The sequence below is a fragment of the Cupriavidus ulmosensis genome, from assembly GCF_977008105.1.
On record NZ_CDRMWP010000001.1, the window covers coordinates 4,302,992 to 4,327,158 of the forward strand.

Genomic DNA, 24,167 nt, shown 5'->3' on the forward strand with positions numbered 1-24,167 from the left:
CACCAGACATAAAGTCTGAGCGCCCAGCCCCCCTGCAAGGGGTCGTTTTCTTTTGGTTACTTTTCTTTGTCGAGACAAAGAAAAGTAACGATCTTCACCAAGCCCGAACCACCAAAACCGCTCGAGCCTCAAGGCCCACAGAAGCCAGAACAAAAATCCCAAGCCCGAACCACCAAAACCGCTCGAGCCTCAAGGCCCACAGAAGCCAGAACAAGAATCCCAAGCCCGAACCACCAAAACCGCCCGAGCCTCAAGGCCCACGAAAGCCCGAACAAGGACCCAAAGCCCGAACCGCCAATCAAGCCCGATCCCCAAGGCCCACAACAGCCCGCACAGGACCCCCCAAATCCCCGAACCCGACCACCTGCGCTAGCATAACAATCCCCGACGCCAACCCTCCCCCACCCCAATGGAAGTCCGCCCCCTGACCCCCGACGACCTAGACTTAGTCTGCTACCACCGCGAGGAAATGTTCCGCGAAGCCGGCCGCGATGACGCCGTCCTGCGCGCCATGACCGAACGCTTCCGCCCGTGGCTGGAACCGCGCCTGCGCGACGGCAGCTATTTCGGCTTCGTGCTCGCCGAGCACGGCCGCGCGGTGGCGGGCATCGGCCTGATGGCCATCGACTGGCCGCCACACCCCGCCCATCCCACCCAGGACAAGCGCGGCTACGTGCTCAACGTCTACGTGGAGACGTCCCACCGCAAGCAGGGCCTGGGCCACCGGCTCATGCAGCTGGCGGAGGAGGAGTTCGCGCGGCGCGGCGTGCAGTACGCGATCCTGCACGCGACCGAGACGGGCCGGCCGCTCTACGTCGCGCTCGGCTGGCACGCCACCACGGAGATGGCCAAGGACCTCAGTCCGGCGGCGTGTCCCTGAACGCGGGCAGCGCTTCGGCGGCGGCGCTGAACGCCGCGAGCGCCGGGTAGGCGGCGGCGTCGGCCGCCTGCGGCAGCATCATCTGCGTGAAGCGCCACGCCACGGCGGTGGTCACGTCGGCCTGCGTGAGCCGGCGCTCGTCGGCCGGCGGCGCGGTGCCGGCGATTTCCTTTTCCAGCGCCGCGTAGGCCGCGCCAAGCTGGCCGCGCACGCGCGCGAGCCACGGCTCGTACTGCTTCTCGTCGGGCCGCAGGTTGCATTCGTAGACGATCTGCACGGTCTTCTCGCAGGCGGCCAGCGCCAGCCCGGCCACGCGCAGCGCGTGCTGGAGCGCGGGCAGGTCCGCCGGCATCAGGCTGCGGCCGGCCAGCACCGCCAGGTAGTCGAGGATCAGCCCCGACTCCATCAGCACCGTGCCGTCGTCGCATACCAGCGTGGGCGCCTTCACCACCGGGTTGATGGCCTGGAATTGCGTGAACGTGCGGAACACCGACACCGGTTTGTGTTCGAACGGCACCCCCAGCAGCCGCAGCGAGATGGCCACGCGGCGGACATAGGGCGAGTCGAGCATGCCGATGAGTTGCATATTGCCTCCAAGGAAAAGCCGGCCCGGGAACGGGCCGGCGAGGCATCAGCATAATCGATCCGCGGCGCGCCGCCGCGCCGGCTTCAGAACTTGTACGTCGCCGCCACGAACACGATGATCGGGCTCGGGCTGATGTCCGCCTTGGAGGTGGACAGCACGGTGCCGTCGGCGGCCTTGACGATCATCGACGAGGTGGTCTTGAGCGGGATGTACGTCACCGACGCGGTCAGCCCCCACTGGTCGGTGATGGCGAACGAGCCGCCCAGGTTGAACACCGGCGCCCACGAGCTCGACGCCTTGGCCTCCACCGAGGTCGGGCCCGGCTTGCCGGCGCCGGCCGCCAGCGTGGCGCCGAGGTTGTTGTTGACCGACGCGGCGAAAGCCGGGTTGAGGTCGATGTTGGTGAAGAAGTTGTACGACACGCCGATGCCGACGAACGGCCGCACGCGCGCGGTCGGCTCCAGGAAGTGGTACTGCGCCATCACCGCCGGGCTCCACTGGCGCGCGCCGGTGATGATCGGGTTGAGGCTGGGGTCGCCCAGCGGCTGGCGGCCCAGCGCGCCGGCCGGCCCCGGCGGGATCAGGTCGCCGTGGCCGTGGAGCTTGAACTTGGGCGGCACGCCGGCCACCGTCGTCAGCGCGATGTGGTCGGTGAAGAAGTGGCTCACGGTCAGGCCCAGCGTGTCGGCGTTGGAGGTGCTGATGCTGCTGCCCGGCGCGCTGAACGAGGACGGCAGCCCGAGCGGGCCGTTGATCGGCGCGTCGATCACGCTGGTGGTGAAGGGGCTGCTGTGTCCGCTGGTGCTGATGTGGAACCAGCCCAGCGCGACCACGTTGTCGCCGGCCTTCTGCGCGTGCGCGGCCGGCATGGCGCCGAGCCAGGCCAGTGCCGCGGCCAGCAGCGGCGCGGCGAATCGAATGGCGTTCATCGTCATGTTGTGTTCCCGGATGTGTGTGGATCGCATGGCGGTCATTGCACGAACGCGCCGATGGTGAAATACGGGCTGCCGCCGCGCGACTCGAGGAAGCCGAACACGCCGCCGGTGAACATGAACTTGCCGGTCGGACCACCCGCGGCGCCACCCTTGCGCGTGGTCGTCACCATGCCCGGCACCTGCTGCGCGTAGTCCAGCGCGAACGCCGTGGCCAGCGACGCGTCCGAGGCGCGGAACGGGTCGAGCATGGTGGCGTCCGGCCCCACCAGCGCGGTGGTGCGGTAGTCGAAGCTGCTGTCCACGCCCACGTATTCGCCGTTGACCGAGCCCTGCGCGACGGCCGCCGCCGGCGCCATCATGCCGATGCCGATCTCGTCGTCGGCACCGAGCGGCATGCCGCCCAGCACGCCGCCGATCGAGCCGCTGGCGTAGCCCACGCGGATCATCACCGGCACCAGCTGCCCGCGCAGCTTGCCCACGATCAGGTAGGCGCGCCCGAGCGTGCCGCCCAGCGTGGGCGGCAGCTCGGCCGCGTAGTTGGTCGACAGCAGCGCGCCGCCGGCGGTGGGCACGAACTTGTTGCCCTTCTGCGCGCAGGTGCCGCCGGGCTTGTTGTCGCACACCAGGAACGAGCCGTCGGCGGCCAGCGTCATGCGGTAGTCCTGCGCCACGGTCTGGAAGTTCTTCGACGGCACCTCGTGGAAGCCCGAGCCGTTGTACTGGCCGGCGATCTTGCCGAGGTCGGTCTCGGTCTGCGCGAAGCCGATGAACTGGAAGTACGGGAAGGTGGTGTCGGGCACCACGCCCGCGCCGGCCACGCCGTCGAACTGGATGCGCGCGCCGGGGATGGTGCCGCCGGCCACGCCCTCGCCCACGAACAGCCGCGCCGGGCGGTTCGGGTCGAGGCTGGCGCCGGCGAGCTGGAACGCGCACTGGTTGAGCTTCTCGGTGGGCAGCCCGGTCTCGGGCTGCAGCTTGCCGCTCATCACGTTGCTGCCGCTGGCGGTGTCGCTGCGCGTGGGCTGCACGGTGCCGGTGGCGCGCGGCACCGACGAATCGAGGAACGTCACCTGCCAGGTCATCTTGCTGGTGTCGATCTGCACCTTGACCAGCTCGCCCGAGCCGGTGCCGCCGGTGAAGGTGGTGGTGTAGTCGAGCGCGGCCGGGCACAGCCGCACGGGGATCGCCGCGGCCGGCGCGGCGCTGGTGTGGTCGCCGTCGCCGCCGCCGCCGCCGCCGCAGGCGGCCAGCAGCGCGGCGCCGGCGAGCGCCAGCGCGTAGCGCGCCAGCCGGGACGCGCGGCGCGCGCGGGCCGGCGAAGAGAACGCCGGCCGCGCGCCGGACGACGGGAAAAGGGGGGCCTTGTGCATGATGTCTGTCTCCTGAAGCGCCTTGTGTGCGGCGCGTGGTTCCTGGCCTGTTGTTCTGTTTTTCCGCGCGGGTGCCGCGAGGCGGCACCGTGCGCTGCCGGCCGCCGCGCGCGCCTCCTCCGGGCGCGCGCGGCAGGCTTCGATGCCCGCCGGCTCAGGGGCTGGCGAATACGCTGACGCGGAAGGTCGGGTTGGCGCTGCCGGTGCCCGCGAGGTGCGCGAAGGCGTGGCCGGTGGCGATCAGCGTGCCGGTGGTGCCGCTGTTGTCGGTGGTGCCGATCTGGCCCGGGCGGGCCTGCGAGAAGTCGAGCTGGAAGGCGCCCTTGACGTTGGTGGTGAGCGGGTCGACCAGGCCGACCAGCTTGTCCTGCACGATCGACGAGGTGTAGACGAAATCGCTGCCCGAGCCGACGTAGGAGCCGTTGAGCTGCGCGCTGGTCAGCGTGGCGGCCGGGGCGAGGAAGGCCAGGCCCGATTCGTCGTCCACGTTGATCGGGTCGAGCAGGTCGGTCAGGTCGATGTGCGCGTAGCCGGTGCGGATCAGCAGCGGCACCAGCGCGCCGTTGAGCTTGCCCGCGACCAGGATGCCCTTGGCCTTGGTGGTGGGGCCGCTGACCAGCGACTGCGTGTAGAAAAACGGGTATTGCCGCGTGCCGGCGTCGTTGTTGCTCTCGAACGCGCCGTCGTTCTGCGCGCGCGGCCGCCACGGGTTGCCGGTGGACCGGCAGCTGCCGCTGGCCGCGGTGCAGGTGCCGTCCGCGTTCAGGGTCTCGACGGTCTGCGCGGTGGCGGGGATGAAGTTGCCGGCCGGGAACAGGTTGCCGCCCGACGGCACCAGGTGGTAGCCCAGCATGTTGTAGGTGCCCGCCACCTTGGCGAAGTCCGTCTCGGTCTCGGCGAACGCCAGCACCGGGTAGATCGGGAAGGTCTTCGCGGGGATGGCGCCGATCGGCGCGCCGATGCCGAGGTCCACGCCGGGATAGGAGATCGTCGCGCCCGGGATGCCGCCGCCGGCCACGCCGTTGCCGACGAAGATGATGGGCGGGTCGGCGGGGTCGATGACGGCCTGCGCGCCGCCGTCGGACGGCACCGCGCTGCGGATGGCCAGCGCGCAGCGGTTCTGCTCGGCGCTGGGCAGCGAGGTCAGGCGGGCGATGGTGCCGGTGTAGGTCACGCCGGCGCGCGTGGGCTGCACGCTGCCGGGCGCCTTGGGCACCGGCGACGCGAGGATCTGCAGCCGGTACGTGAGCGCCGTGGTGTCGAACTGCATCTTGACGAACTCGCCGCCGCCCGAGCCGCCGGTATAGACGGTGGCGTAGTCGAGCGAGGCCGGGCACAGCGGCGCTGGCGCGGGGCCGGACTGCGCGGGGCCGCTGGCGGGGCAACTGCCGGTGCTGGCGCAGGATGCGACCTCGGCCGAGCCGGGGCTCGGCGCATCGCCGCCGCCGCAGCCGGCGAGGGTCAGCGCCAGGCTTGTGCCAGCCAGCGCCGCAAGGCCGTTGAATACATTCAAGCGGGCCATCGTTTGTCTCCTTTTTATCGGTTTTGTATTTTTGTGTCGTGCCGGTTTGTCCGGTCTTGTATATGACCTGTTGTGCAGTGACTCTCGCCGTTCGCCCGCGCGAGCGTCAATAGAGCGCCCGTTCCAAACACCGTGCGCCGCGCGCCCGCCACCGCCATGCAGGCGCTCGCGCCGCCTGTTCAAACCGCGGCGCGCCCGCGCGCGCGGCGCAATTCAAACGGCGCGCGCGGCTTCCCCGCGCGGCGCCGGGTCCGGCGGCATGGTTTCAGAACCTGTAGTCGCCGTTTTTCGCGTCGAACGTGTCGGCGTCGAATGTCTTGCGCACGGCCTTCTCGAAGACAATCTTCTCCACCATGTTTCCATCGGCGTCCCACGCGGTCTCCACGCGCGGCCACGGGTTCTTGAGGTCCAGCATCAGCTGCACGCGCTTGGCGTAGTAGCGCGGCGCGCCGGCGGGCAGCTCCCAGGTCAGCGCCACCATGCGCGTGCCCTGCTCCTGCACGATCTCGGCGCGCGCGAAGCGCTCGGAGAGGCCGGCCGCGCGCAGCGAGCGCGCGTCGCGCTCGAGCATCGCCACCACGTACTGGAAGCCGAGGTCGCGCACGGTGTGGTTGGACTGCGCGCGCGCGATGGTGCCGTCGAGCGCGATCCACATCGAAGTGAAGCCCAGCAGCCCGCCCAGGTGGCCGTACATCTCGTCCTTGCGCCGGGTCTCGTCGTAGAGGATCTCCTGGCCGGCCTGGCTGCCGCCGGGCAGCCACTTCGCATAGAGCTGGCGCGGCGCGTGGCGGTAGCGGATCAGCATGCGCGCGGGCTGGTCCTGCCACTGTCCGTTGAGGCGCTCCTGGCGCGTCATCCAGTACTCGTACTCGGGATAGCGGCTCACCTCCGCCTTGGCCCACAGCAGCGGCGTCTCGGGCTGGAGCGCGTTGAACACGGCCAGCAGCTGCTCGTCGGGCAGCTTCGCGAGCTCGCCACCGGCGACCTGCTTCGAGAGCAGTGCGGCCTGCTGCTGCGCGGACAGGCCGTCGTAGGCGGTGCCGGCCGGCGTGGCGGCGGTGGCGGCGGTGGCTGGTGTGACGGATGCCTGGGCATGCGCGACGCCCGGCAGCGCCATTGCGATCACGCCGGCGGCGGCGAGGCCGCGCAGCAGGCCGGCGGGCCGGGCCCCCGGGAATGCGCGCAAGGCCTGGCGCAGCGTCTGGAAAGAGAGTGGCTTCATGATGCGGGTCTCCTGTCACGGCACCGTGCTGCGCCAGGCGCGCGTGGCGCGAAAACGCGGGCAGCAGCGGGCCGGCGCGTGCTCGCGGCACGCGGCGGGTCGGCGAAGCGGATTGCCTGGGCGCGGGTTGCCAGGGCGGCGGCGGGGATCGTGGAACGGCAAGACCCCGCCACCGGGCGAAGCGCGCGGCCGGGCGGCGGAAGGCGCGCGGGACGCGCCGCTAGGTCCTGGAGCGGGTACGCATCCAGTCGTCGAGCGGATTGCTCGGGAAGACGATGGGCGGGTGCTCGCGCGCGCCGCGCACCGCCATGCTGGTGACGGCGGCGCGCGTGGCGCCCTCGTTGCGCGCGGTGCGGCGCGTCTTGCGCGCGGCCGCGGCGTGCGCGTCGGCGCGCTGCGCCTGCTCGGCCACCAGGCCGTCGAGCGAGGCCTGCGTGGCGCGTTCCTCGGCGTGCTGGGCCTCGCCGATCACGAACACGTCCTGCAGCGCGCACAGTTGCTGGCTGGCCGGCACCGGCGCCTTGAGCGCGGCGATCACCATCGCGCTCAACTGCGCCAGCACCTGCGCGTCGCTCACGTCCTTGCCCTGCGTGAAGGCCGGCAGCAGGTTGCCGAGCTCGTCGCCGGCCAGCACGCCGGCCAGCGCCTTGAGCGCGAAGTTCAACCGCCAGCCCAGCTCCTGCGGCGGGATCTCCGGCAGCGCGCGCGCAAAGGCGCCCGAGAAGCGGCCGAACACCGGCGCGTAGTGGCCGAGCAGGTAGGACTGGATGAACGGTGAGGTGTCCGAGTACACGCGGCCGAGCAGCCGCAGGAACGACGGGCCGCCGAGCTCCGGCTCGCGCGCCATCTGCAGCGCGGGCACGAACAGCGCGCCCATGACGTGCTCGCAGCGGATCTGGTTGCCGGGCCAGCGCGCCTCGCAGGCGTCGAGCACGGCCAGGCGCCGCGTGTTGAGCGGGTCGAGGCGGCGCCCGAGCACCGCCTGCATCATGATTTCCTTGCTGCGGAAGTGATAGTTGACCGCGGCCAGATTGACGATCGCGCGCGAGGTCACTTGCCTGAGCGAGGTGCCTTCGTAGCCGACCTCGATGAACAAGCGCTCGGTGGCGTCGAGAATGCGGGCCTTGGTGTCTCCTGCCGTGCCTTTACCGGTCTTCATGGGGGGCGCCTCTTGTCTTGTCATGCATCGAACCCCAGCAAAATGCCATGCCGTTCCTGCTCCCTGCTCTGTCGGCAAACGGATGCTTGAAACGGTTGTACGGAGCCTAGCCAGCGCCGCGAGCGTTTCACAAGCGCAAAATTTGAGGGTTGCCTCTAACGTTGTTTCCAACGTTGCCTCGGACTCCGCCTCCTGTGTCGTGGCGCCGCGCGCGGGGCGCGCCGGCTCCTTGCGCGCCCGTTTTAATTGTGGACTTGAAGCGCGCGAGCGCGCACCGCTTTGTCTTACCCCTCTTGCGTGGGGCGGCCGGGCGGCGCTCACCGCACCAGCCGCGCGGCCAGCCCGTGCGCGTTCTGCGCGCTCAGCGCGAACACCGACAACTGCGGGTTGGCGCCGATGCTGGTGGGAAACACGGAGCCGTCCAGCACCGACAGGTTGTTCAACTGGTGATGGCGGCCGCCGCTGTCCACCACGCCGAGCCGCGGCTCGTCGCTCATGCCGCAGCCGCCCATCAGGTGCGCCGAGAACAGCGCCGCGCGGAATTTGGCCAGCGGCAGCGCGGCGATGCCCGCGCGCGCGCTGGCCCAGTCGGCGTAATACGGCGCGTCGAGATGCGCGGGCCGCACCCGCAGCGCGCCGGCGGCGAACTGCGCCTCGGCCATGCTCAGCCACGCGCGCCGCACGCCGTCCCAGAGGTAGTCGTTCATGTCGTAGTCGAGCACCGGGCTGCCGTCGCCGGCGATGCGCACGCGCCCGCCTTCGCTGTGCGGCACGAAACCGTCGCGCAGCAGCGCCAGCATGGCGTTGGTGCGCGGCAGCGCGGCCATGTCGGCGCGCAGCGCCTCGCCCACGCTGCCGAACACGCCCGCGCTGATGCCGGGCAGCAGCGGCGGCACTTCGAGCTTGTAGCCGATCGCGCCGGTGGCGCCGTCTTTCCACTGGAAGTGGTCCGAGGCGACCGACTGCGGCGCGCCGTAATACGGGTCGACCTGCTCCGGCATCACCGCGATGCTCAGGTTGACCGGATGGATGAAGGTGCGCAGGCCGAGGCGCTGGTGCGGGTCCGGCGCGCGCGAGCGCAGCAGCAGCGCCGGCGTGTTGATGGCGCCGCCGGCGGCCACGTAGTGGCGCGCGCGCACCGTCACCGCCACGCCGGTGGGCGTGCGGCCGTCGGCGCCGAGCGCCTCGCCGGCGAGCGCGCCGACGGTCTTGCCGTCGTGCGCGAACGCGCGCACGCGCACGCGGTGCACGAGCGTGGCGCCGCGCGCCAGCGCCGCCGGGATGGTCGACACCAGCATCGACTGCTTGGCGTTGACCGGGCAGCCCAGGCCGCAGTAGCCGGAGTTCCAGCAGCCCTTCACGTTGCGCGGGATCACGTGCGACTCCCAGCCCAGCTTGTCGCAGCCGCGCTTGAGCACGCCGTTGTTGCCGTTCGGCGCCATGCCCCACGGCGCCACCGACAGGCGCGCCTCCATGCGCGCGAACCACGGCGCCATGTCGGCCGCGGCGTGGCCGCTCACCGCGTGGTGCGCGGCCCAGTGCGCCAGCGTCTGCGGCGGCGTGCGGAAGCTCGACGACCAGTTCACCGTGGTGCTGCCGCCGACCGCGCGGCCCTGCAGGATGGCGATGGCGCCGTCGGCGGTGGCGCGCGCCGCGCCCTCCTGGTAGAGCTCGCGGTAGGCGCGGCCTTCGTCCATGTCGCGGAAGCTGTCGGAGGTGCGCAGCGCGCCTTCCTCGAGCAGCACCACGCGCAGGCCGGCATCGCTGAGGATCTCGGCGGCCACGCCGCCGCCGGCGCCGCTGCCGACGATGGCCACGTCGGCGTCGAGCGCGAGCGGCGCGGCGAGCGTGGCGGCGTCCACCACGTTCCAGCCGGACGCGATGCCGGCGCTGTAGAGGTCGGGTACGGTCATGGCGTCAGGCGTGCAGTGCGTTGAAGACGGCGGGATTGGGGCCGGGATAACCGGCGCCGGCCCACGCGGCGGGCAGCAGGTAATAGGCCACGCCGCACAGCTTGACCAGCACCACGGCGCCCGCGTTCAGCGTGGCGAAGCGGCTCGCGCGCCAGCGCGCGAGAAAGCGCCGTGCTTGCGCCGCGTCGGTGTGCCGCCAGTCGTCGCGCACGCCGCCCAGCACCCGGCGCAGCGGGCCGATGGCCAGCAGGTCCAGCAGCTTGCGCAGCTCGGCGCGCGCGTTGGCGTCCATCGCCGCGCAGGTGTCGTCGATATTGTGCAGCGCCTGGCCGAGATGCAGCGCGCGCTGGCCGGGCTCGCGCGCGGCCAGCTCGTCGGCCACGGCGGGCAGCAGCGCGCCGAACAGCGCCACGTCGCCGTCGCGCAGGAAGCGCATGCCGGCGGCCGGGTTCGTGGGCGCGGGCGCGCAGCCGCTCAGCGCCGGGAGCAGTCCCGCGCAGGCCAGCGCCGCGGAAAAACCGAGCCCGACCTTGAGGAAGCCGCGCCGCGAGAGCGCGCCGGGCGGCGCGGTGCATGGGGCGTGCATGGTGTCTCCTTCTCTTGTTCTCGTGCGCCTCGGGACTGCGTGAACTCGTCGATCGTTGTCGATTGCCCGCATTGACGCTCGCCGCAGTCTGGATCAAGATCGGCCCCCGGTCTTGATTCCGCATGACAGGTCATTTGATGCCACGCGCCAATGCGGCCGCCGGCGCTGCCGGCGGCACCGTCTCGCTGCCCTACCTGCGCACCGTGCTCGACCACGGCGAGGCCGCCGGCATCGCGCCGGTCCGCCTGCTCGCGCTGGCCGGGCTCGATCCGGCGCTGTCCGACGCCGCCGCCGGTCCCGCCGCGCGCGTGCCCGCGGCCGACTACCTGGCCCTGCTCGACGCGCTCGCGCGCGCCACCGGCGACCCGCTGGCCGGGCTGCACGCGGGCGCCGGCTTCAAGCCGCGCCACTATGCGGAGATGGGCTACGTGGTGCTGACCACGCCGACCGTGCGCGAGGCCATCCTGCAAGGCATCCGCTATGAAGTGCTGGCCAACGACATCGGCCGCACCCGTCTGATGGAAACGGCGCGCGGCGCGTGCATGACGTGGGAGGCGCTGCACGGCCCGCTCTCGCGCCACGCGCACGAGCTGCACATGGCCACCTGGATCTGCTTCGCGCGCTGGCTGCTCGGCGAGGGCTTCTTCGCCGAGCGCATCGAGTTTCCGCACGCCGCGCCGCCCGGCGGCCATGCCGACGGTTATGCGCGGGTGTTCGGCTGCCCGGTGGCGTTCGACGCCGGCCGCCACGCCTTGCACATCGACCCGGCGCTGCTGGCGCGCCCCTCGCTGCAGGCCGACGCCGAGATGCAGGCGCAGATGGCGCGCATCGCCCAGGCCCAGTTGCGCGCGCTGGAGGCGGACGGCGGCGGCGAGATCGCGCAGGCGCGCGCGTTCATCGGCCACGCGCTGCCGCGCGGCGAGGTGCCCATCGCCAGCGTGGCCGCCCATCTGGGCCTGCCGGTGCGCACGCTGCAGCGGCGGCTGCAGGCGCGCGGCATGAACTACTCGGCGCTGGTCGACGGCGTGCGCCGCGCGCAGGCCGAGCACTACCTGGCCGATCCCGCCGTCAGCCTCGCGCAACTGGCCATGCTGCTCGGTTTTTCCGAGCAGAGCGCGTTCAGCCACGCATTCAAGCGCTGGACGCGGGAAACCCCGAACGCCTGGCGCCGGCGCGTGCTTGGCGGCGGGCGCGCCTAGGGCGTGCCGGCACCGGCAGCGGACTGGCCGGCGCCGTGCTCCCGCCTCCGGCGGTTTCAAACGCAGCAGTGGGTACGCTTGCCAGTGCGGCCAAAACGCGCCTAGTCACCGTTTAATACGGCGAACGGCCCGCTAAAATCCGCCAAAAATTAGAAGCGACATTCCAATCCCGGCATTGACCCGCGCTGCCGCGCTGCCTACGATGACATCCATCAATGTCACAATCAATGATGTTGCGGCGCGTCAGGGCACCCCGCCCGGCGCGCCCGCGGCACGAGAGACAGCCTATGAACGCGCCAGCGGACCTGCCCCCCGAGTTGTCCACCGCCGGACCCCAGCCGCCGGGCCCCGGCGGCGCCGGCCCGACCCAGTATTGCGACATCGCCATCATCGGCAGCGGCTTCGCCGGGCTGGGCATGGCGATCCGCCTCAAGCAGGCGGGCCTGCACAATTTCGCCGTGTTCGAGAAGGCCGGCTCGGTCGGCGGCACCTGGCGCGATAACCACTACCCGGGCTGCGCCTGCGACGTGCAGTCGCATCTCTATTCGTTCTCGTTCGCGCCCAACCCGGACTGGTCGCGCATGTTCTCGCCGCAGCCGGAGATCCGCGCCTACCTGGAGCGCTGCACCGACCAGTTCCGCCTGCGCCCGCACCTGCGCCTGCGCCACGAGCTGCGCCGCGCCACGTGGGACGAGGCCAGCGGCACCTGGCAGCTGGAGATGGCCGACGGCAAGCGCGTGCAGGCGCGCGTGCTGGTGTCCGGCATGGGCGGCCTGAGCCGGCCCGCGTACCCGGCCATCCCGGGGCTGGAGCGCTTTCGCGGCGAGACCTTCCATTCGCAGCACTGGAACCATGACTACGCGCTGGCCGGCAAGCGCGTGGCGGTGATCGGCACCGGCGCCAGCGCCATCCAGTTCGTGCCGCAGATCGCGCCGCGCGTGGTGCACCTGGACCTGTTCCAGCGCACCCCGCCGTGGATCATGCCCAAGCCGGACCGCAACGTTTCCGCGGCCGAGCGCTGGCTGTTCCGCCGCCTGCCGTTCACGCAGAAGCTGGTGCGCGGCGGCATCTACTGGATGCTGGAGTCGCGCGTGCTCGGCTTCGTGGTGCACCCCAAGCTGATGAAGGCGGTGGAGCGCATCGCGCGCGGCCACATCCGCCGGCAGGTGAGCGACCCCGCGCTGCGCGCCGCCGTCACGCCGGACTACACCATCGGCTGCAAGCGCGTGCTGATCTCCAACGACTACTACCCGGCGCTCGCGCGCGCCAACGTGGACGTGGTGACGGCGGGCATCGGCCACGTCGAGGAAGACGCCATCGTCATGCGCGACGGCAGCCGCCGCCCGGCCGACTGCATCATCTTCGGCACCGGCTTCCACGCCACCGACCCGATTCCGCGCGGCGCCATCCTCGGGCGCGACGGCATCGACCTGCTCGATGCCTGGCGCGACGGCGCCGAGGCCTATCTCGGCACCACCGTGGCGGGCTTTCCAAACCTGTTCATGGTGGTGGGGCCGAACACGGGCCTCGGCCACAGCTCGATGGTGTTCATGATCGAGTCGCAGGTGAACTACATCCTCGGCGCGCTCAAGGCGATGGGCCGGCACCGCGTGCAGGCCATCGACGTGCGCGCGCCGGCGCAGCGCGACTACAACGCCGGGCTGCAGCGCAAGCTGGCGCGCGCGATCTGGTCCGAAGGCGGCTGCGCGAGCTGGTATCTCGACCCCAAGACCGGCAAGAACACCACGCTGTGGCCGGGCTTCACCTGGCAGTTCCGCCGCGCCACCGCGCGCTTCGACATGGCCGACTACGAGACCCGCTCGCTGATGCACCCGCAACTGTCCGCGGCTGCGCGGCAGCCGGCGCCGGCCGCCCAGGCATGAGCCGCGCATGAACCGGGCAAGAAACAACCACCAAGAACAAACGACCCGCGAGGAGACTCCCGCATGAAGCAATTCAGGAACAAGGTGGCGGCCATCACCGGCGCCGGCTCCGGCATGGGCCGCGCGCTGGCCGTGGCGCTGGCGCGCGAAGGCTGCCAGCTCGCGCTGTCGGACCGCGACCAGACCGGCCTGGCGCAGACCGTGGGCGAGGTCATGCGCGCCGCGCCCGCGCTGATGGTCACGCAGCACGTGGTGGACGTGGCCGACCGCGCCGCCATGCATGCGTGGGCCGCGCAGGCCGCGCACGCGCACGGCCGCGTCAACCTGATCTTCAACAACGCCGGCGTGGCGCTGTCGAGCACCATCGACGGCATGAGCTACGACGATCTCGAATGGATCATGGGCATCAACTTCTGGGGCGTGGTGCACGGCACGAAAGCCTTCCTGCCGCACCTCAAGGCCAGCGGCGAAGGCCACGTCGTCAACACCTCCAGCATCTTCGGCATCTTCGCGCAGCCCGGCATGAGCGGCTACAACGCCAGCAAGTACGCGGTGCGCGGCTTCACCGAATCGCTGCGCCAGGAACTGGACCTGCTCGGCTGCGGGGTCTCCGCCACCTGCGTGCATCCGGGCGGCATCAAGACCAACATCGCGCAGGCCAGCCGCATCGCGCCCAACGTCGCCGGCTTCCTGGTCGAGAACGAACAGCAGGGCCGCGACGACTTCGAGAAGTTCTTCATCACCAGCGCCGACAAGGCCGCGCGCGTGATCCTCAACGGCGTGCGCCATGATCGCCGCCGCGTGCTGATCGGGCCCGACGCGGTGGCCGCCGACCTGATGGCGCGGCTGCTGCCCGCCGCCTACCAGTCGCTGGTGGTGCGCGGGGCGCGCCGCAAGAGCCCGCTCGGCAAGCCCGCGTCCGCGGGCGGCACCGTGGCGGCCAGGCCCGCCGGCGGCGGAGACGCGCCATGAGCCGCGCCGCCGCCGCGGACGCGCGCCTGCGGCGCCCGCCCGGCGCCTTCACGCGCTGGTTCGGCCAGGGCCGCATCGGCCTGTTCAGCCTGTCGCGCGAGACGCTGGCGCGCCGCTACGCGCTGCCGGCCTCGCGCTGGGTGCAGGTGATGGGAACGCTGGTCCACTACACCGACGAGGGCGCGCCCGACGGCGAGCCGCTGCTGCTGATCCACGGCTTCGGCGCGTCGCTGCATACATGGCAGGGCGTGCTGCCGGCGCTGTCGCAGCGCTACCGCGTGCTGCGTGTGGACCTGCCGCCGTTCGGCCTGACCGGGCCGCTGCGCGACGCGCGCGGGCGCATCGCCACGATGGACGTGGACATGTACCGCCGCTTCATCGACGCCTTCTGCCAGGCCATCGGCCTGCGGCGCGCCAGCGTGATCGGCAACTCGCTCGGCGGCCTGATCGCGTGGGACCTCGCCGCGCGCCGCCCGGCCCAGGTCGACAAGCTGGTGCTGGTCGACGCGGCCGGCTTCCCGATGAAGCTGCCGCTCTACATCGCGCTGTTCAACCACGCGCCGGTGCGCTGGTCGGCGCCGTGGATGCTGCCCGAGGCCATCATCCGCGCCGCCACGCGCGACGTCTACGGCGACGCCGCGCGCGTGGACGAAGCCACCTTCCGCCGCTACGTCGATTTTTTCTACGCCGAGGGCAGCCGCGAGGCGGTGGGCCGCATGGTGCCCAGGCTCGATTTCGCGGCGCTCGACACCGACGCGCTGGCCGGCATCCGCGCACCCACGCTGGTGCTGTGGGGCGAGCGCGACCGCTGGATTCCGCCCGCGCATGCGCAGGCCTTCGCCGGGCGCATTCCCGGCGCGCGCCTGCAGCGCTATGCCGGCCTCGGCCACGTCCCGATGGAAGAAGACCCGCAGCGCGTGGCGGCGGACCTGCTGCATTTCCTCGCCGGGCGCGGCAACGTCGCGCAGCCCGCGCCCCACGCCATCCAAGCCTAGACAGGAGTTCCGATCATGATGCCAGTCCGACGCGATGTGCATCCCCACCTGCCCGCCAGCCGCATCGCCGACTGGCACGTGCGGGGCCGCCACGTCACCCATTTCGTCAACGCGCTGTCGATCTTCTTCCCGGCCGGCGAACGCTTCTTCATGGACAGCGTGCGCGCCTACCGCGACGACGTGGCCGACCCCGAACTCAAGCGCGCCATCGCCGGCTTCATCGGCCAGGAAGCGATGCACACGCGCGAGCACATCCTCTACAACCGCCTGATGAGCGAAGCCGGCCTGCCCGCCGCGCAGCTCGACAACACCGTGGCCAAGCTGCTCAACCTGCTGCGCCGCATCCTGCCGAAGTCATGGCAGCTCGCCCACACCATCGCGCTGGAGCACTACACCGCGATGCTGGCCGGCGGCCTGCTGGCGGACCCCGAGCAGATGGGTGGCTCCGAGCCGGGCTACCACCAGGTGTGGATCTGGCACGCGCTCGAGGAAACCGAGCACAAGGCGGTGGCCTACGACGTGTGGAACACGGTGATGAAGCCCGGCTTGTCGCGCTACCTGCTGCGCACCTTCACCATGCTGACCACCACCGCGACGTTCTGGGCGATGGTGTTCGTGTTCCACGTGCGGCTGGTGATGGCCGACCGCGAGTGCCGCAACAAGCTGCGTGGGTTTGGTGGGGTGATGTGGTTTCTGTGGGGCAAGCCGGGGGTGCTGCGCAGGATGATCCCGGAGTGGTTCGACTATTTCCGGCCGGGGTTTCATCCGTGGGATCATGATAACCGCGCGCAACTCGCGAGGATTGAGCCGCTGATCGCGGAGATTGAGGAGAATTCGCGGAGAGCGGGGGTTTCTTTGCGGGCGCCTTCTATTAGGGGGTCTTTTTGAGGGGGACGGTTTTGGGGTTCAAAGTCAAAGGCTTTAGCTTCAAGGTCAAAGGCTTAACGTCAAAGTCAACATCAAAGTCAAAGTCAAAGGCTTAAAGTCAAAGGCTTTCGCGCCCCCGGCGCGACTTACTTTCTTTTATCCGAAAAGAAAGTAAGCCAAGAAAGCGGACTGCCTTGCCGGCAGGGGCAGAGCCGAACAGAGTTGCTTGGGTTGGTGGTTTCGTGGTGGGGTTGGTGGTTCTGTCTGCATCTGCCGGTACCGGTTTTGGCGGCCACTATCTCTCGGGTGGTGTTCGATTCGTGGTGGCGCTGCATGATGGCGGAGATCCAGGCCCTTCGGGCTGCTGCCGCGACCGGGGCAAATGCATACGGCATAGGAACGGGGCTGGATTCGTGGTGGGCGCGGTGGCCCCTATTTGAACGCAGTGCCGGACGGCTGAAAAGCAATCCCGGTTCCAGCAACCCCGCGCACCCGCGCTGGGTCCACCACGCCCACCACGAAACCATGCGGGTGCTACGCCGTGACCGCCCAAACCGGCAACGGCAGATGCCCGAACCAGCAGTGCGCCCGCCATCATAGGTCTGACCCCGAAACCCATACCGCCAGCCAGATCGTGGCCAGCCGAACCGGTAACGGCAGGATGCCAGCAGAACCACAGGCCCCACCACGAAACCACCCACAAGAGAAATCCCAACGTTTCTGCCCCTGCCGGCCAGGCAGCCCGCTTTCTTTGCCTACTTTCTTTTCGGGGAAAAGAAAGTAGGTCGCTCCGGGGGAGCGAAAGCCTTTGACTTTGATGTTGACTTTGACGTTCAGCCGTTGACCTTGAAGTTAAGCCTTTGAATCTGACTTTAATTCTTTAAAGCCTTTGTCTTAAAAAACAAAATAACCAAAAAAAGCCAAGCCGCTCAGGCCCGCTCATCCCCATCATGCAAATGCTCAATAATCGCCGCCACCCGATCTCCAAGATACTTGTTCGCTGACAACTCCAGCGCCCGCATCATCTCCGCTTCCACCGCCACCATCGCCAGCGGGCGGATACGCCAGAGGATGTCCACCAGCCGCGGCACGTCCTGCGGCGGTGGCAGCTTGCCTTCGCCGAAGCGGTCCAGCTCGCGCACCACCATCGCCACGATGCGGTCCGACACCGCTTCGAAATGCCCGCGCGCATGTTCGATGATGGCGAGCACGTCCTCGATCGGGAAACCCGCGCGCGCGATTTCGGCGCCGGCGGCCAGCGTGCGCGGGCTGTGCGCGAGGTATCCCATGCCGTCCGGCTCCAGCAGCCCCAGCGCGATGGCCTTGGCCAGCGCCGGGCGCGACACCGCGCGGCCGAACAGCCTGGCCAGCGCGAGGTAGGAGTAGTGCCGCGGCACTTCGTCGGTCCACGGGCTGGCGATGGCGGATTCCAGTCCGAGGATGGAGCGCAGGTCGTGGCCCTCGACGATGGCCTTGAGCAGTTCCTGGATGTTGTTGAGCGTGTAGCCGCGCGCCAGCAGGTGGTTGATCAGGCGCAGGCGGCCCAGGTGCGCCTGCGTGTAGATGCCGACGCGGCCGCGCCGCTCGGGCGGGTCGATCAGGCCGCGGTCCTGGTAGGAGCGCACGTTGCGCACCGTGGTGCCGGCCGCGCGCGCGAGTTCGTCGATGGTGTACTCGGCGGGCGCGCTGCCTGTCGCGCCGTCTTTCGCGCTTCCCGGTTTCGCGCTTCTTGGCGCGCTTCTCGGCGTGCTGCCCGGCGCATTGCCCGAGGCACTGTCCGGCGGGGAACTGGAGGAGGACGCGGCGCTGCGCTTGAAGAGGGCCATGCGAAAAATTCTACCCGACTCGCGCGGCGCCCGTATGGCCCATGTATGGCACACGTATGGCACACGTATGGCGCCCGCGCGGTGTCCAGGAGAAGTCTGCACGGTGCCGGCATGCCGCTACAATGTCCGCGCCGCTTCATCGACTGTCAACTTCACCGCACCTTCCCATGCATATCCGCTGGCTCGAGGATTTCGTGTGCCTGGCCCAGGCCGGCAGCCTCGCGCGCGCGGCCGAGCTGCGCAACGTCACGCCGCCCGCGTTCGGGCGCCGCATGCAGGCGCTGGAAGTGTGGGCCGGCGCGCCGCTGATCGACCGCAGCGTGTTCCCGGTGCGCCTGACCGACGAAGGCCGCCAGTTCCTCGAAGCCGCCGGGGACGCGCTGCGCACGCTGGACGAGGCGCGCCTGTCGCTGCGCGCGGCGCACCGCGCCGATGCCAGCACGGTGGTGATCGCCACCGGCAAGACGCTGGCGCGCTCGATGGTGCCGGCATGGCTGGCGGGCCTGCGCCACGCGCTGCGCCACGACCCGGTGGCGGCCGGCTTCCGCACGCGCCTGTCGACGTTCCCCACGCACGACGCGCTGGCCATGTTCACCGAGGGCGACGCCGACTTCCTGCTCTGCTACAACTCGCCCGAGCAGCCGGTGACGCTGGACGAGGCGCGCTACCAGCGCTATCTCGCCGGCGAGGAGCGGCTGGTCTGCGTGAGCGCCGCGGCGCCCGGCGGCGGCCCGCAGTACAAGCTGCAGGCGCGCGGCCGGCACGCGCCGGTGCCGATGATCGCGTATGCCGAGACGCTCACGCTGGGCCGCATGGTCGACGGCGAGATCGCGCGGCGCCGGCTGGCCGCGCGCCTGGACGTGATCGCGGTGAGCGATTTCCCCGAATCGGTGCACGAGATGGTGCGCCAGCGCATGGGCCTGGCGTGGCTGCCGGCGCGGCTGATCGCCGACGACCTCCATGCCGGGCGCCTGGTGCGCGCGGGGCTGGAGGCCGGCGGCGAGTCCGACCTCGCCATGCAGATCCTGCTCTATCGCACGCGCGCGCCCATGCGCGCGCTGGCCGAGGCCTTCTGGCGCGCCGCCACCGTCGCCTAGCTTTTTCCTTTTCCCGCGCCGCCTTGCCGATTCGGCAAGCGCCGTTGCCAAAGCCGCACGTTGCTGCGCCCGCCCGCTCTCTAAGATCGCCGCACATCGCCATATCCGCATATCCATACATGCGCACGGCGGCGAGACCACGAATCCACGAAGGGAGAGAGCCATGAACAAACTGCTGCGCGCGGCCGCCGCCGCGTCCTTGTGCCTGCTTGCCGGCGTCGCCGGCGCGGCGGGCTGGCCCGCCAGGCCGATCTCGCTGGTGGTGGGCTACACCGCCGGCGGCAGCGTCGACCTGGTGGCGCGCACCATCGCGCCGGAGCTCGGCAAGCGCCTGGGCCAGAGCGTGGTGATCGAGAACCTCGGCGGCGCCGGCGGCACCATCGGCGCGGCCAGGGTGGTCAAGGCCGACGCGGACGGCTACACGCTGCTGATGGGCTCGGGCAGCGAGGTCTCGATCGCGCGCCTGACCAATCCCGCCGTGCGCTACGACGGCGAGCGCGACCTCGCGCCCATCACCTTCGTCGGCACGCAGCCGATGGTGCTGGTGGGCAAGCCGGGGCTGCCGGCGCAGAACGCCGACGAGCTGATCGCGCTGGCGCGCGCGCAGCCGGGCAAGCTGGCCTATGCCTCGTCGGGCGTGGGCACGCCGCTGAACCTCGCCGGCGAACTCATCAAGCAGCAGGGCAAGGTCAACATCACGCACGTGCCCTACAAGGGCGCGTCGGCCATGTCGACCGACCTGCTCGGCGGCCAGATCGACCTCGCCGTGATGGTGCTGTCGTCCGCCCTGCCCCATATCCAGGCCGGCCGCGTCAAGGCCTATGGCGTGACCGAGGCGCACCGCGCCCAGGTGGCGCCCGGCGTGCCGGCGCTGGCCGAGAGCAGCGCGCTCAGGGGCGTGGACATGGGCGTGTGGTTCGGGCTGATGGCGCCGGCCGGCACGCCGCGCGCGGTCGTCGAGCGCCTCGACGCCGAGATGCAGGCCGTGCTGGCGCTGCCCGAGGTGAAGAAGAAGCTGGCCGAGGCCGGCGTGGCGGTGGCGCCGGGCGGCCCGGCGCAGTTCGCCGCCTTCGTCAAGCGCGAGACCAGCAAGTACAAGGCCATCGTGCAGGCCGCCGGCATCCACGAATAACCGCAATGCACCAATAATGGCAACGATGGCGGCAAACGGCGGCAGGCGTGCCATTTGCTTGCCACCAGCGGCGCCCGGATTTCCGGCCGCCGGGATTCCCGCTCAAACAGGCAAGCTAGCCAACCCACACACATGCATACCCAAGTCCCTACCTTCGACGCCTATCCGGTCGAAGTCGAATTCCCCGACATCCGCCCCTACGCCGCCGGCAACGCGGGCGTGCCCTACGTGCACACCTTCGACAGCGGCGCGCCCGGCCCGCACGTGATGATCAACGCGCTCACGCACGGCAACGAGGTGTGCGGCGCCATCACCGTCAAGGCGCTGCTGGACGCCGGCCTGCGCCCGCGCCGCGGCCGCCTGACGCTGGCCTTCGCCAACGTGGACGCGTACCACACGTTCGACGCGGCGAAGCCCGACGCCTCGCGCTACGTCGACCAGGACTTCAACCGCGTGTGGACCGCCGCCGTGCTCGACGACGCCGGCCGCGACTCGTCCGAGCTGCGCCGAGCGCGCGCCATGCGCCCGGTGATCGACACCGTGGACCTGCTGCTGGACCTGCACTCGATGCACGAGAAGAGCCTGCCGCTGATCGTCTCCGGCCCGCTCGACAAGGGCATCGAGCTGGCGCGCGCGGTCGGCGCGCCGGCCAACGTGATCGTCGACGAAGGCCACCCCGAAGGCCGCCGCATGCGCGACTACGAAGGCTTCGGCGACGCCGCCAGCGCGAAGAACGCGCTGCTGATCGAATGCGGCCAGCACTGGGAAACCGCCTCGGTGAGCGTGGCGAAGGACAGCACCGCGCGCTTCCTGCTCAACGCCGGCATCATTGACGCGGCCGACGTGCCCGCCGGCTGGCTGCAGCCGCCGCGGCCGCAGCGCGTGGTGCGCGTGACCGAGCCGGTGGTGGCAGCCAGCATGGACTTCCGCTTCGCCGGCCCGTATACCGGGCTGGAGACCTTCCCCGAGGCCGGCACCGTGATCGGCTGGCGCGACGGCGAGCCGGTGGTGACGCCCTACCCGGACTGCGTGCTGGTGATGCCGTCGCTGCGCCAGTTGCGCCCCGGCGTGACCGTGGTGCGGCTGGGCCGGCTGGTCGGCTGAATGGTTGGCTGATTGGCCGGCGGGATGATCGTTCGGGCGTGATCGTTCGGGCATGATCGGGCGCGGCGCGTGGGCAGGACGCGCGGCAAAGTGCACCACAACGAAGCGCCGGCTGCACCGCGCGCAAGCTAGAGCCGCGCTTCTAGGCGATTTCGCCGCGCGGCGGTCAAGGCCGCGGCGCGCCCGCCGTAAACCTCCGCAATGGCGACGCGCCGCAGAGCGCGCGCCGCCCGTGCGCCAGGTGGCGCATGGCACTCATTGACGGAGCTGCTCTTGCGTTCAACTGTCACTGCCCATGCCGTGGCGGCGCCCCTGGCGCCGGCCGCCGCACCGTCCCCGCGACCTGCCGCGCCGTCCCCCGCCTCGTCTTCCGGCAGGCCACCGTCCGCGCGCCCGCTGCGCGCGCGGCTGCACCCCGGCGCCTGGAGCATCGGCACGCGCATCGCCGCGGTGGTGCTGCTGGTGCAACTGGCGGTGTTCGGCGCCTACGCGCTGGCCCTGTCGGCCAGCAGCATGAACCTGCTCGAGGCGCAGGCGCGCAACGCCATCGTGGCCGAGGCCGACACCCTGCGCGAACTGGTGGGCCAGCTCGACGACACCATGCTGCAGGAGTCCGACCGCTTCATGCTCAGCTTCGCCGCGCAGGTGCCCGGCCCGTACACGCTGGACGCGGCCGATACCGTGGAGGTGGCCGGCCAGGCCACGCCGCGCTTCAGGAGCGGCGAGGTCACGCTCAACGGCAACTTCGCCATTCCCGACAGCTTCCAGGCCACCACCGGCGGCGCCGCCGCCACGGTGTTCGCGCGCAGCGGCGAGGACTTCGTGCGCATCGCCACGTCGCTCAAGAAGCAGGGCGGCGAGCGCGCCTTCGGCACCGTGCTCGACCGCACCCATCCGGCCTACGCCGCGCTGATGTCGGGCCGCGCCTACCGCGCGCTGGCGTGGCTGTTCGGCAAGCCGTACATGAGCAAGTACGAGCCCGTGCGCGACGCCACCGGCCGCGTGGTGGGCGCGCTGTTCGTCGGCGTCAACGTCAATGCCGAGCTGGCCATGCTGAAGAACCGCATCCGCCGCAAGCAGGTCGGCGGCGACGGCGAGTTCATGGTGATCGACGCGAGCCCCGGCCCCGACCAGGGCCGCCTGATGGTCGGCCGCGGCGCCGCCGAGGGCAGCGTGATCCTGAACGCCACCGACGCCGGCGGCAAGCCCTGGGTGCGCGACATGATCGCCGGCAAGCAAGGCGTGATGACGCACACCGCGGCGCTGGGCAACACGCCCGCGGCCGAGCGCGTGACAGCCTTCACCACCTACCCGGACTGGCAGTGGATCATCGCCGGCTCGGTGCCGGTGCAGACGCTGCGCGCCGGGCTGGTGGCGAGCCGCGACCGCTTCCTGCTGGCCGGCGTGGCGCTGGCGCTGGTGGTGTCGGCGGGCTTCTGGTGGCTGCTGCGGCGCATGGTCAGCGTGCCGCTCGGCACCGCCGCCCAGGCCGCGGCGCGCATCGCCGGGGGCGACCTCGGCACGCGCATGGCGAGCCGGCGCCAGGACGAGATGGGCCGGCTGCTGCGCGCCATCGACGGCGTGGGCCAGGGTTTGTCGGACATCGTCGGCACCGTGCGCGCGAGCGCGGCGGCCATCGCCAGCAGCACCAGCCAGATCGCCAGCGGCAACGCCGACCTGTCGGCGCGCACCGCCGCGCAGGCGACCAGCCTGGAGCGCACCGTGTCGAGCATCGACGAGCTCTCCGCCACCGTGAAGCAGAACGCGGACAGCGCGCACGACGCCAACGAGGCCGTGCGCAGCGCCGCCGAGGCCGCGCGCACCGGCGGCGCCACGGTGGCGCGCGTGGTCGGCACGATGGCGGGCATCCACGGCAACGCGCAGAAGGTGGTGGACATCATCGGCATGATCGACGGCATCGCCTTCCAGACCAACATCCTCGCGCTCAACGCGGCGGTGGAAGCCGCCCGCGCGGGCGAGCACGGGCGCGGCTTCGCGGTGGTGGCGGGCGAGGTGCGCGGGCTGGCGCAGCGCAGCGCCGGCGCCGCCGGCGAGATCAAGACGCTGATCCAGCGCACCGTGGCCGACGTGCGCGCCGGCAACGAGGCGGTGCAGCAGGCCGGCGCCGCCATCGAGGACATCGTGCGCCGCGTGGAAGGCATCGCCGCGCTGATGGGCGACATCACCGTGGCCTCGCGCGAGCAGGCGCAGGGCATCGCGCTGGTCAACGGCGCCGTGAACGAGATGGACAACGCCACCCAGCAGAACGCCGCGCTGGTCGAGCAGGCCGCGGCGGCCGCGCAGAGCCTGCACCAGCAGGCGCAGGAGCTGCGTCAGGCGGTGGAGGTATTCAGGCTGGCGTAGCGGACGCGGCCGGCGCGGAAGGGGCTGCCGGGACCGACGGCGCGGTGCCGGCGGCGGCCGGCCGGGGCCGCATGCCGGGCAGCAGTTGCTCCACCACGTCCTCGATCTTCTGCCCGGGCGGGATCAGGTCGCTCAGGTTGATGCCGCCGGCGCTGCGCAGCGCGTCGTATTTCGCCTGGCCGGCGCGCTCGCCGTTGATGTAGACCACCATGTCCAGCGAGCTGAGGAAATCGCGCCAGTACGACTGCCGCTGCGCGTAGTAGGTGGCGGTATAGGGACAGGCCGCCACCGACGAGCCCGGCGCGAGCTGCTTGAACTCGAAGCCGCGCGCCTCGAGCGACTCGCGCAGCGCGCCCAGGTAGGCGTTGCCGCTGGACTGGTTGGTGATCACGCAGAACAGCGTGCCGTCGGCCGGCTGCATGGAGGCGATACGGTCGCCGCGGTCGACCGGCACGACCGCCTGGTAGGTGGCGCAGCCGGTGGCCAGCAGGCCTAGGCTGGCGGCAAGCAATGCTTTTTTCATGATGTTCCTGGGCGCATGGCGGGTGGGCGCGT

At 70.9% G+C, this 24,167-nt stretch carries 20 protein-coding genes; 10 read left to right on the forward strand and 10 right to left on the reverse strand.

Going from position 1 to position 24,167, the window contains the following annotated elements; genetic code table 11:
* The first annotated feature begins 409 nt into the window (after positions 1-409).
* On the forward strand, positions 410-880 hold the full coding sequence (locus ACWTPI_RS19810; RefSeq protein ID WP_454732410.1) for a GNAT family N-acetyltransferase: 471 nt from the start codon (positions 410-412) through the stop codon (positions 878-880).
* Here ACWTPI_RS19810 and ACWTPI_RS19815 read toward each other — a convergent pair.
* From ACWTPI_RS19815 to ACWTPI_RS19850, 8 genes are all read right to left on the reverse strand, one after another.
* Positions 858-1,466 (reverse strand): glutathione S-transferase family protein, encoded by a 609-nt coding sequence (locus tag ACWTPI_RS19815; protein WP_454732411.1) that lies wholly within the window; start codon positions 1,464-1,466, stop codon positions 858-860. The genes ACWTPI_RS19810 and ACWTPI_RS19815 overlap by 23 nt on opposite strands.
* Positions 1,467-1,549: 83 nt before the next feature.
* Complete coding sequence (locus ACWTPI_RS19820) at positions 1,550-2,395, reverse strand: OmpW/AlkL family protein (protein ID WP_029044377.1); 846 nt, start codon at positions 2,393-2,395, stop codon at positions 1,550-1,552.
* Positions 2,396-2,436: 41 nt separating this feature from the next.
* Positions 2,437-3,771 (reverse strand): DUF2957 domain-containing protein, encoded by a 1,335-nt coding sequence (locus tag ACWTPI_RS19825; protein ID WP_454732412.1) that lies wholly within the window; start codon positions 3,769-3,771, stop codon positions 2,437-2,439.
* Between the two features lie 154 nt (positions 3,772-3,925).
* A complete protein-coding gene (locus ACWTPI_RS19830; RefSeq protein WP_454732413.1) occupies positions 3,926-5,293 on the reverse strand; it encodes a DUF2957 domain-containing protein in 1,368 nt (455 codons plus the stop codon).
* Between the two features lie 265 nt (positions 5,294-5,558).
* The gene (locus ACWTPI_RS19835) at positions 5,559-6,410 is read right to left on the reverse strand and encodes a DUF1571 domain-containing protein (protein WP_454732507.1); all 852 of its coding nucleotides are present in this window, start codon (positions 6,408-6,410) and stop codon (positions 5,559-5,561) included.
* Between the two features lie 325 nt (positions 6,411-6,735).
* Positions 6,736-7,674, reverse strand: a complete 939-nt coding sequence (locus ACWTPI_RS19840; RefSeq protein WP_020206618.1) for a TetR/AcrR family transcriptional regulator — start codon at positions 7,672-7,674, stop codon at positions 6,736-6,738.
* A 317-nt stretch (positions 7,675-7,991) separates the two neighbouring features.
* The gene (locus ACWTPI_RS19845; RefSeq protein ID WP_454732414.1) at positions 7,992-9,587 is read right to left on the reverse strand and encodes a GMC family oxidoreductase N-terminal domain-containing protein; all 1,596 of its coding nucleotides are present in this window, start codon (positions 9,585-9,587) and stop codon (positions 7,992-7,994) included.
* 4 nt (positions 9,588-9,591) lie between these two features.
* A complete protein-coding gene (locus ACWTPI_RS19850; protein WP_059410969.1) occupies positions 9,592-10,173 on the reverse strand; it encodes a hypothetical protein in 582 nt (193 codons plus the stop codon).
* A 137-nt stretch (positions 10,174-10,310) separates the two neighbouring features.
* Here ACWTPI_RS19850 and ACWTPI_RS19855 point away from each other — a divergent pair, with 137 nt between their 5' ends.
* The 5 genes from ACWTPI_RS19855 (at position 10,311) to ACWTPI_RS19875 (ending at position 16,110) form a co-directional block, all read left to right on the forward strand.
* A complete protein-coding gene (locus ACWTPI_RS19855) occupies positions 10,311-11,372 on the forward strand; it encodes an AraC family transcriptional regulator (protein ID WP_020206615.1) in 1,062 nt (353 codons plus the stop codon).
* Between the two features lie 287 nt (positions 11,373-11,659).
* Positions 11,660-13,255 (forward strand): flavin-containing monooxygenase, encoded by a 1,596-nt coding sequence (locus ACWTPI_RS19860; protein ID WP_454732415.1) that lies wholly within the window; start codon positions 11,660-11,662, stop codon positions 13,253-13,255.
* 63 nt (positions 13,256-13,318) lie between these two features.
* The gene (locus tag ACWTPI_RS19865) at positions 13,319-14,227 is read left to right on the forward strand and encodes an SDR family NAD(P)-dependent oxidoreductase (RefSeq protein ID WP_454732416.1); all 909 of its coding nucleotides are present in this window, start codon (positions 13,319-13,321) and stop codon (positions 14,225-14,227) included.
* Positions 14,224-15,222 carry an alpha/beta fold hydrolase gene (locus ACWTPI_RS19870; RefSeq protein ID WP_454732417.1) on the forward strand — a complete coding sequence of 333 codons (999 nt, stop codon included), beginning with the start codon at positions 14,224-14,226 and terminating at the stop codon, positions 15,220-15,222. Before ACWTPI_RS19865 ends, ACWTPI_RS19870 begins: the two co-directional genes overlap by 4 nt.
* Before the next feature lie 15 nt (positions 15,223-15,237).
* The gene (locus ACWTPI_RS19875) at positions 15,238-16,110 is read left to right on the forward strand and encodes a metal-dependent hydrolase (RefSeq protein ID WP_029044375.1); all 873 of its coding nucleotides are present in this window, start codon (positions 15,238-15,240) and stop codon (positions 16,108-16,110) included.
* Positions 16,111-17,018: 908 nt separating this feature from the next.
* On the opposite strand, the gene ACWTPI_RS19880 is transcribed toward ACWTPI_RS19875, so the two are convergent.
* Positions 17,019-17,915, reverse strand: coding sequence for a MerR family transcriptional regulator (locus tag ACWTPI_RS19880; protein WP_454732418.1), 897 nt, complete (start codon positions 17,913-17,915; stop codon positions 17,019-17,021).
* Positions 17,916-18,082: 167 nt separating this feature from the next.
* Here ACWTPI_RS19880 and ACWTPI_RS19885 point away from each other — a divergent pair, with 167 nt between their 5' ends.
* The 4 genes from ACWTPI_RS19885 (at position 18,083) to ACWTPI_RS19900 (ending at position 23,612) form a co-directional block, all read left to right on the forward strand.
* Positions 18,083-19,012 (forward strand): LysR family transcriptional regulator, encoded by a 930-nt coding sequence (locus ACWTPI_RS19885; RefSeq protein WP_454732419.1) that lies wholly within the window; start codon positions 18,083-18,085, stop codon positions 19,010-19,012.
* 163 nt (positions 19,013-19,175) lie between these two features.
* Entirely contained in the window at positions 19,176-20,144 is a 969-nt protein-coding gene (locus ACWTPI_RS19890; RefSeq protein ID WP_454732420.1) for a Bug family tripartite tricarboxylate transporter substrate binding protein, read from the forward strand.
* Positions 20,145-20,276: 132 nt separating this feature from the next.
* Complete coding sequence (locus ACWTPI_RS19895) at positions 20,277-21,248, forward strand: M14 family metallopeptidase (RefSeq protein WP_059410978.1); 972 nt, start codon at positions 20,277-20,279, stop codon at positions 21,246-21,248.
* A 273-nt stretch (positions 21,249-21,521) separates the two neighbouring features.
* Positions 21,522-23,612 (forward strand): methyl-accepting chemotaxis protein, encoded by a 2,091-nt coding sequence (locus ACWTPI_RS19900; protein WP_454732421.1) that lies wholly within the window; start codon positions 21,522-21,524, stop codon positions 23,610-23,612.
* On the opposite strand, the gene ACWTPI_RS19905 is transcribed toward ACWTPI_RS19900, so the two are convergent.
* Complete coding sequence (locus tag ACWTPI_RS19905; protein WP_059410979.1) at positions 23,599-24,135, reverse strand: Sbal_3080 family lipoprotein; 537 nt, start codon at positions 24,133-24,135, stop codon at positions 23,599-23,601. The genes ACWTPI_RS19900 and ACWTPI_RS19905 overlap by 14 nt on opposite strands.
* Positions 24,136-24,167: the final 32 nt, after the last annotated feature.

Bases quoted from the DNA above. Each gene is read 5' to 3' on its own strand.
- ACWTPI_RS19830 (WP_454732413.1), bottom strand. From the start codon at position 5,293: ATGGCCCGCTTGAATGTATTCAACGGCCTTGCGGCGCTGGCTGGCACA.
- ACWTPI_RS19855 (WP_020206615.1), top strand. From the start codon at position 10,311: ATGCCACGCGCCAATGCGGCCGCCGGCGCTGCCGGCGGCACCGTCTCG.
- ACWTPI_RS19850 (WP_059410969.1), bottom strand. From the start codon at position 10,173: ATGCACGCCCCATGCACCGCGCCGCCCGGCGCGCTCTCGCGGCGCGGC.
- ACWTPI_RS19835 (WP_454732507.1), bottom strand. From the start codon at position 6,410: ATGGCGCTGCCGGGCGTCGCGCATGCCCAGGCATCCGTCACACCAGCC.
- ACWTPI_RS19820 (WP_029044377.1), bottom strand. From the start codon at position 2,395: ATGAACGCCATTCGATTCGCCGCGCCGCTGCTGGCCGCGGCACTGGCC.
- ACWTPI_RS19825 (WP_454732412.1), bottom strand. From the start codon at position 3,771: ATGCACAAGGCCCCCCTTTTCCCGTCGTCCGGCGCGCGGCCGGCGTTC.
- ACWTPI_RS19865 (WP_454732416.1), top strand. From the start codon at position 13,319: ATGAAGCAATTCAGGAACAAGGTGGCGGCCATCACCGGCGCCGGCTCC.
- ACWTPI_RS19845 (WP_454732414.1), bottom strand. From the start codon at position 9,587: ATGACCGTACCCGACCTCTACAGCGCCGGCATCGCGTCCGGCTGGAAC.
- ACWTPI_RS19885 (WP_454732419.1), top strand. From the start codon at position 18,083: ATGCATATCCGCTGGCTCGAGGATTTCGTGTGCCTGGCCCAGGCCGGC.
- ACWTPI_RS19875 (WP_029044375.1), top strand. From the start codon at position 15,238: ATGATGCCAGTCCGACGCGATGTGCATCCCCACCTGCCCGCCAGCCGC.
- ACWTPI_RS19880 (WP_454732418.1), bottom strand. From the start codon at position 17,915: ATGGCCCTCTTCAAGCGCAGCGCCGCGTCCTCCTCCAGTTCCCCGCCG.
- ACWTPI_RS19810 (WP_454732410.1), top strand. From the start codon at position 410: ATGGAAGTCCGCCCCCTGACCCCCGACGACCTAGACTTAGTCTGCTAC.
- ACWTPI_RS19895 (WP_059410978.1), top strand. From the start codon at position 20,277: ATGCATACCCAAGTCCCTACCTTCGACGCCTATCCGGTCGAAGTCGAA.
- ACWTPI_RS19840 (WP_020206618.1), bottom strand. From the start codon at position 7,674: ATGAAGACCGGTAAAGGCACGGCAGGAGACACCAAGGCCCGCATTCTC.
- ACWTPI_RS19890 (WP_454732420.1), top strand. From the start codon at position 19,176: ATGAACAAACTGCTGCGCGCGGCCGCCGCCGCGTCCTTGTGCCTGCTT.
- ACWTPI_RS19905 (WP_059410979.1), bottom strand. From the start codon at position 24,135: ATGAAAAAAGCATTGCTTGCCGCCAGCCTAGGCCTGCTGGCCACCGGC.
- ACWTPI_RS19870 (WP_454732417.1), top strand. From the start codon at position 14,224: ATGAGCCGCGCCGCCGCCGCGGACGCGCGCCTGCGGCGCCCGCCCGGC.
- ACWTPI_RS19860 (WP_454732415.1), top strand. From the start codon at position 11,660: ATGAACGCGCCAGCGGACCTGCCCCCCGAGTTGTCCACCGCCGGACCC.
- ACWTPI_RS19815 (WP_454732411.1), bottom strand. From the start codon at position 1,466: ATGCAACTCATCGGCATGCTCGACTCGCCCTATGTCCGCCGCGTGGCC.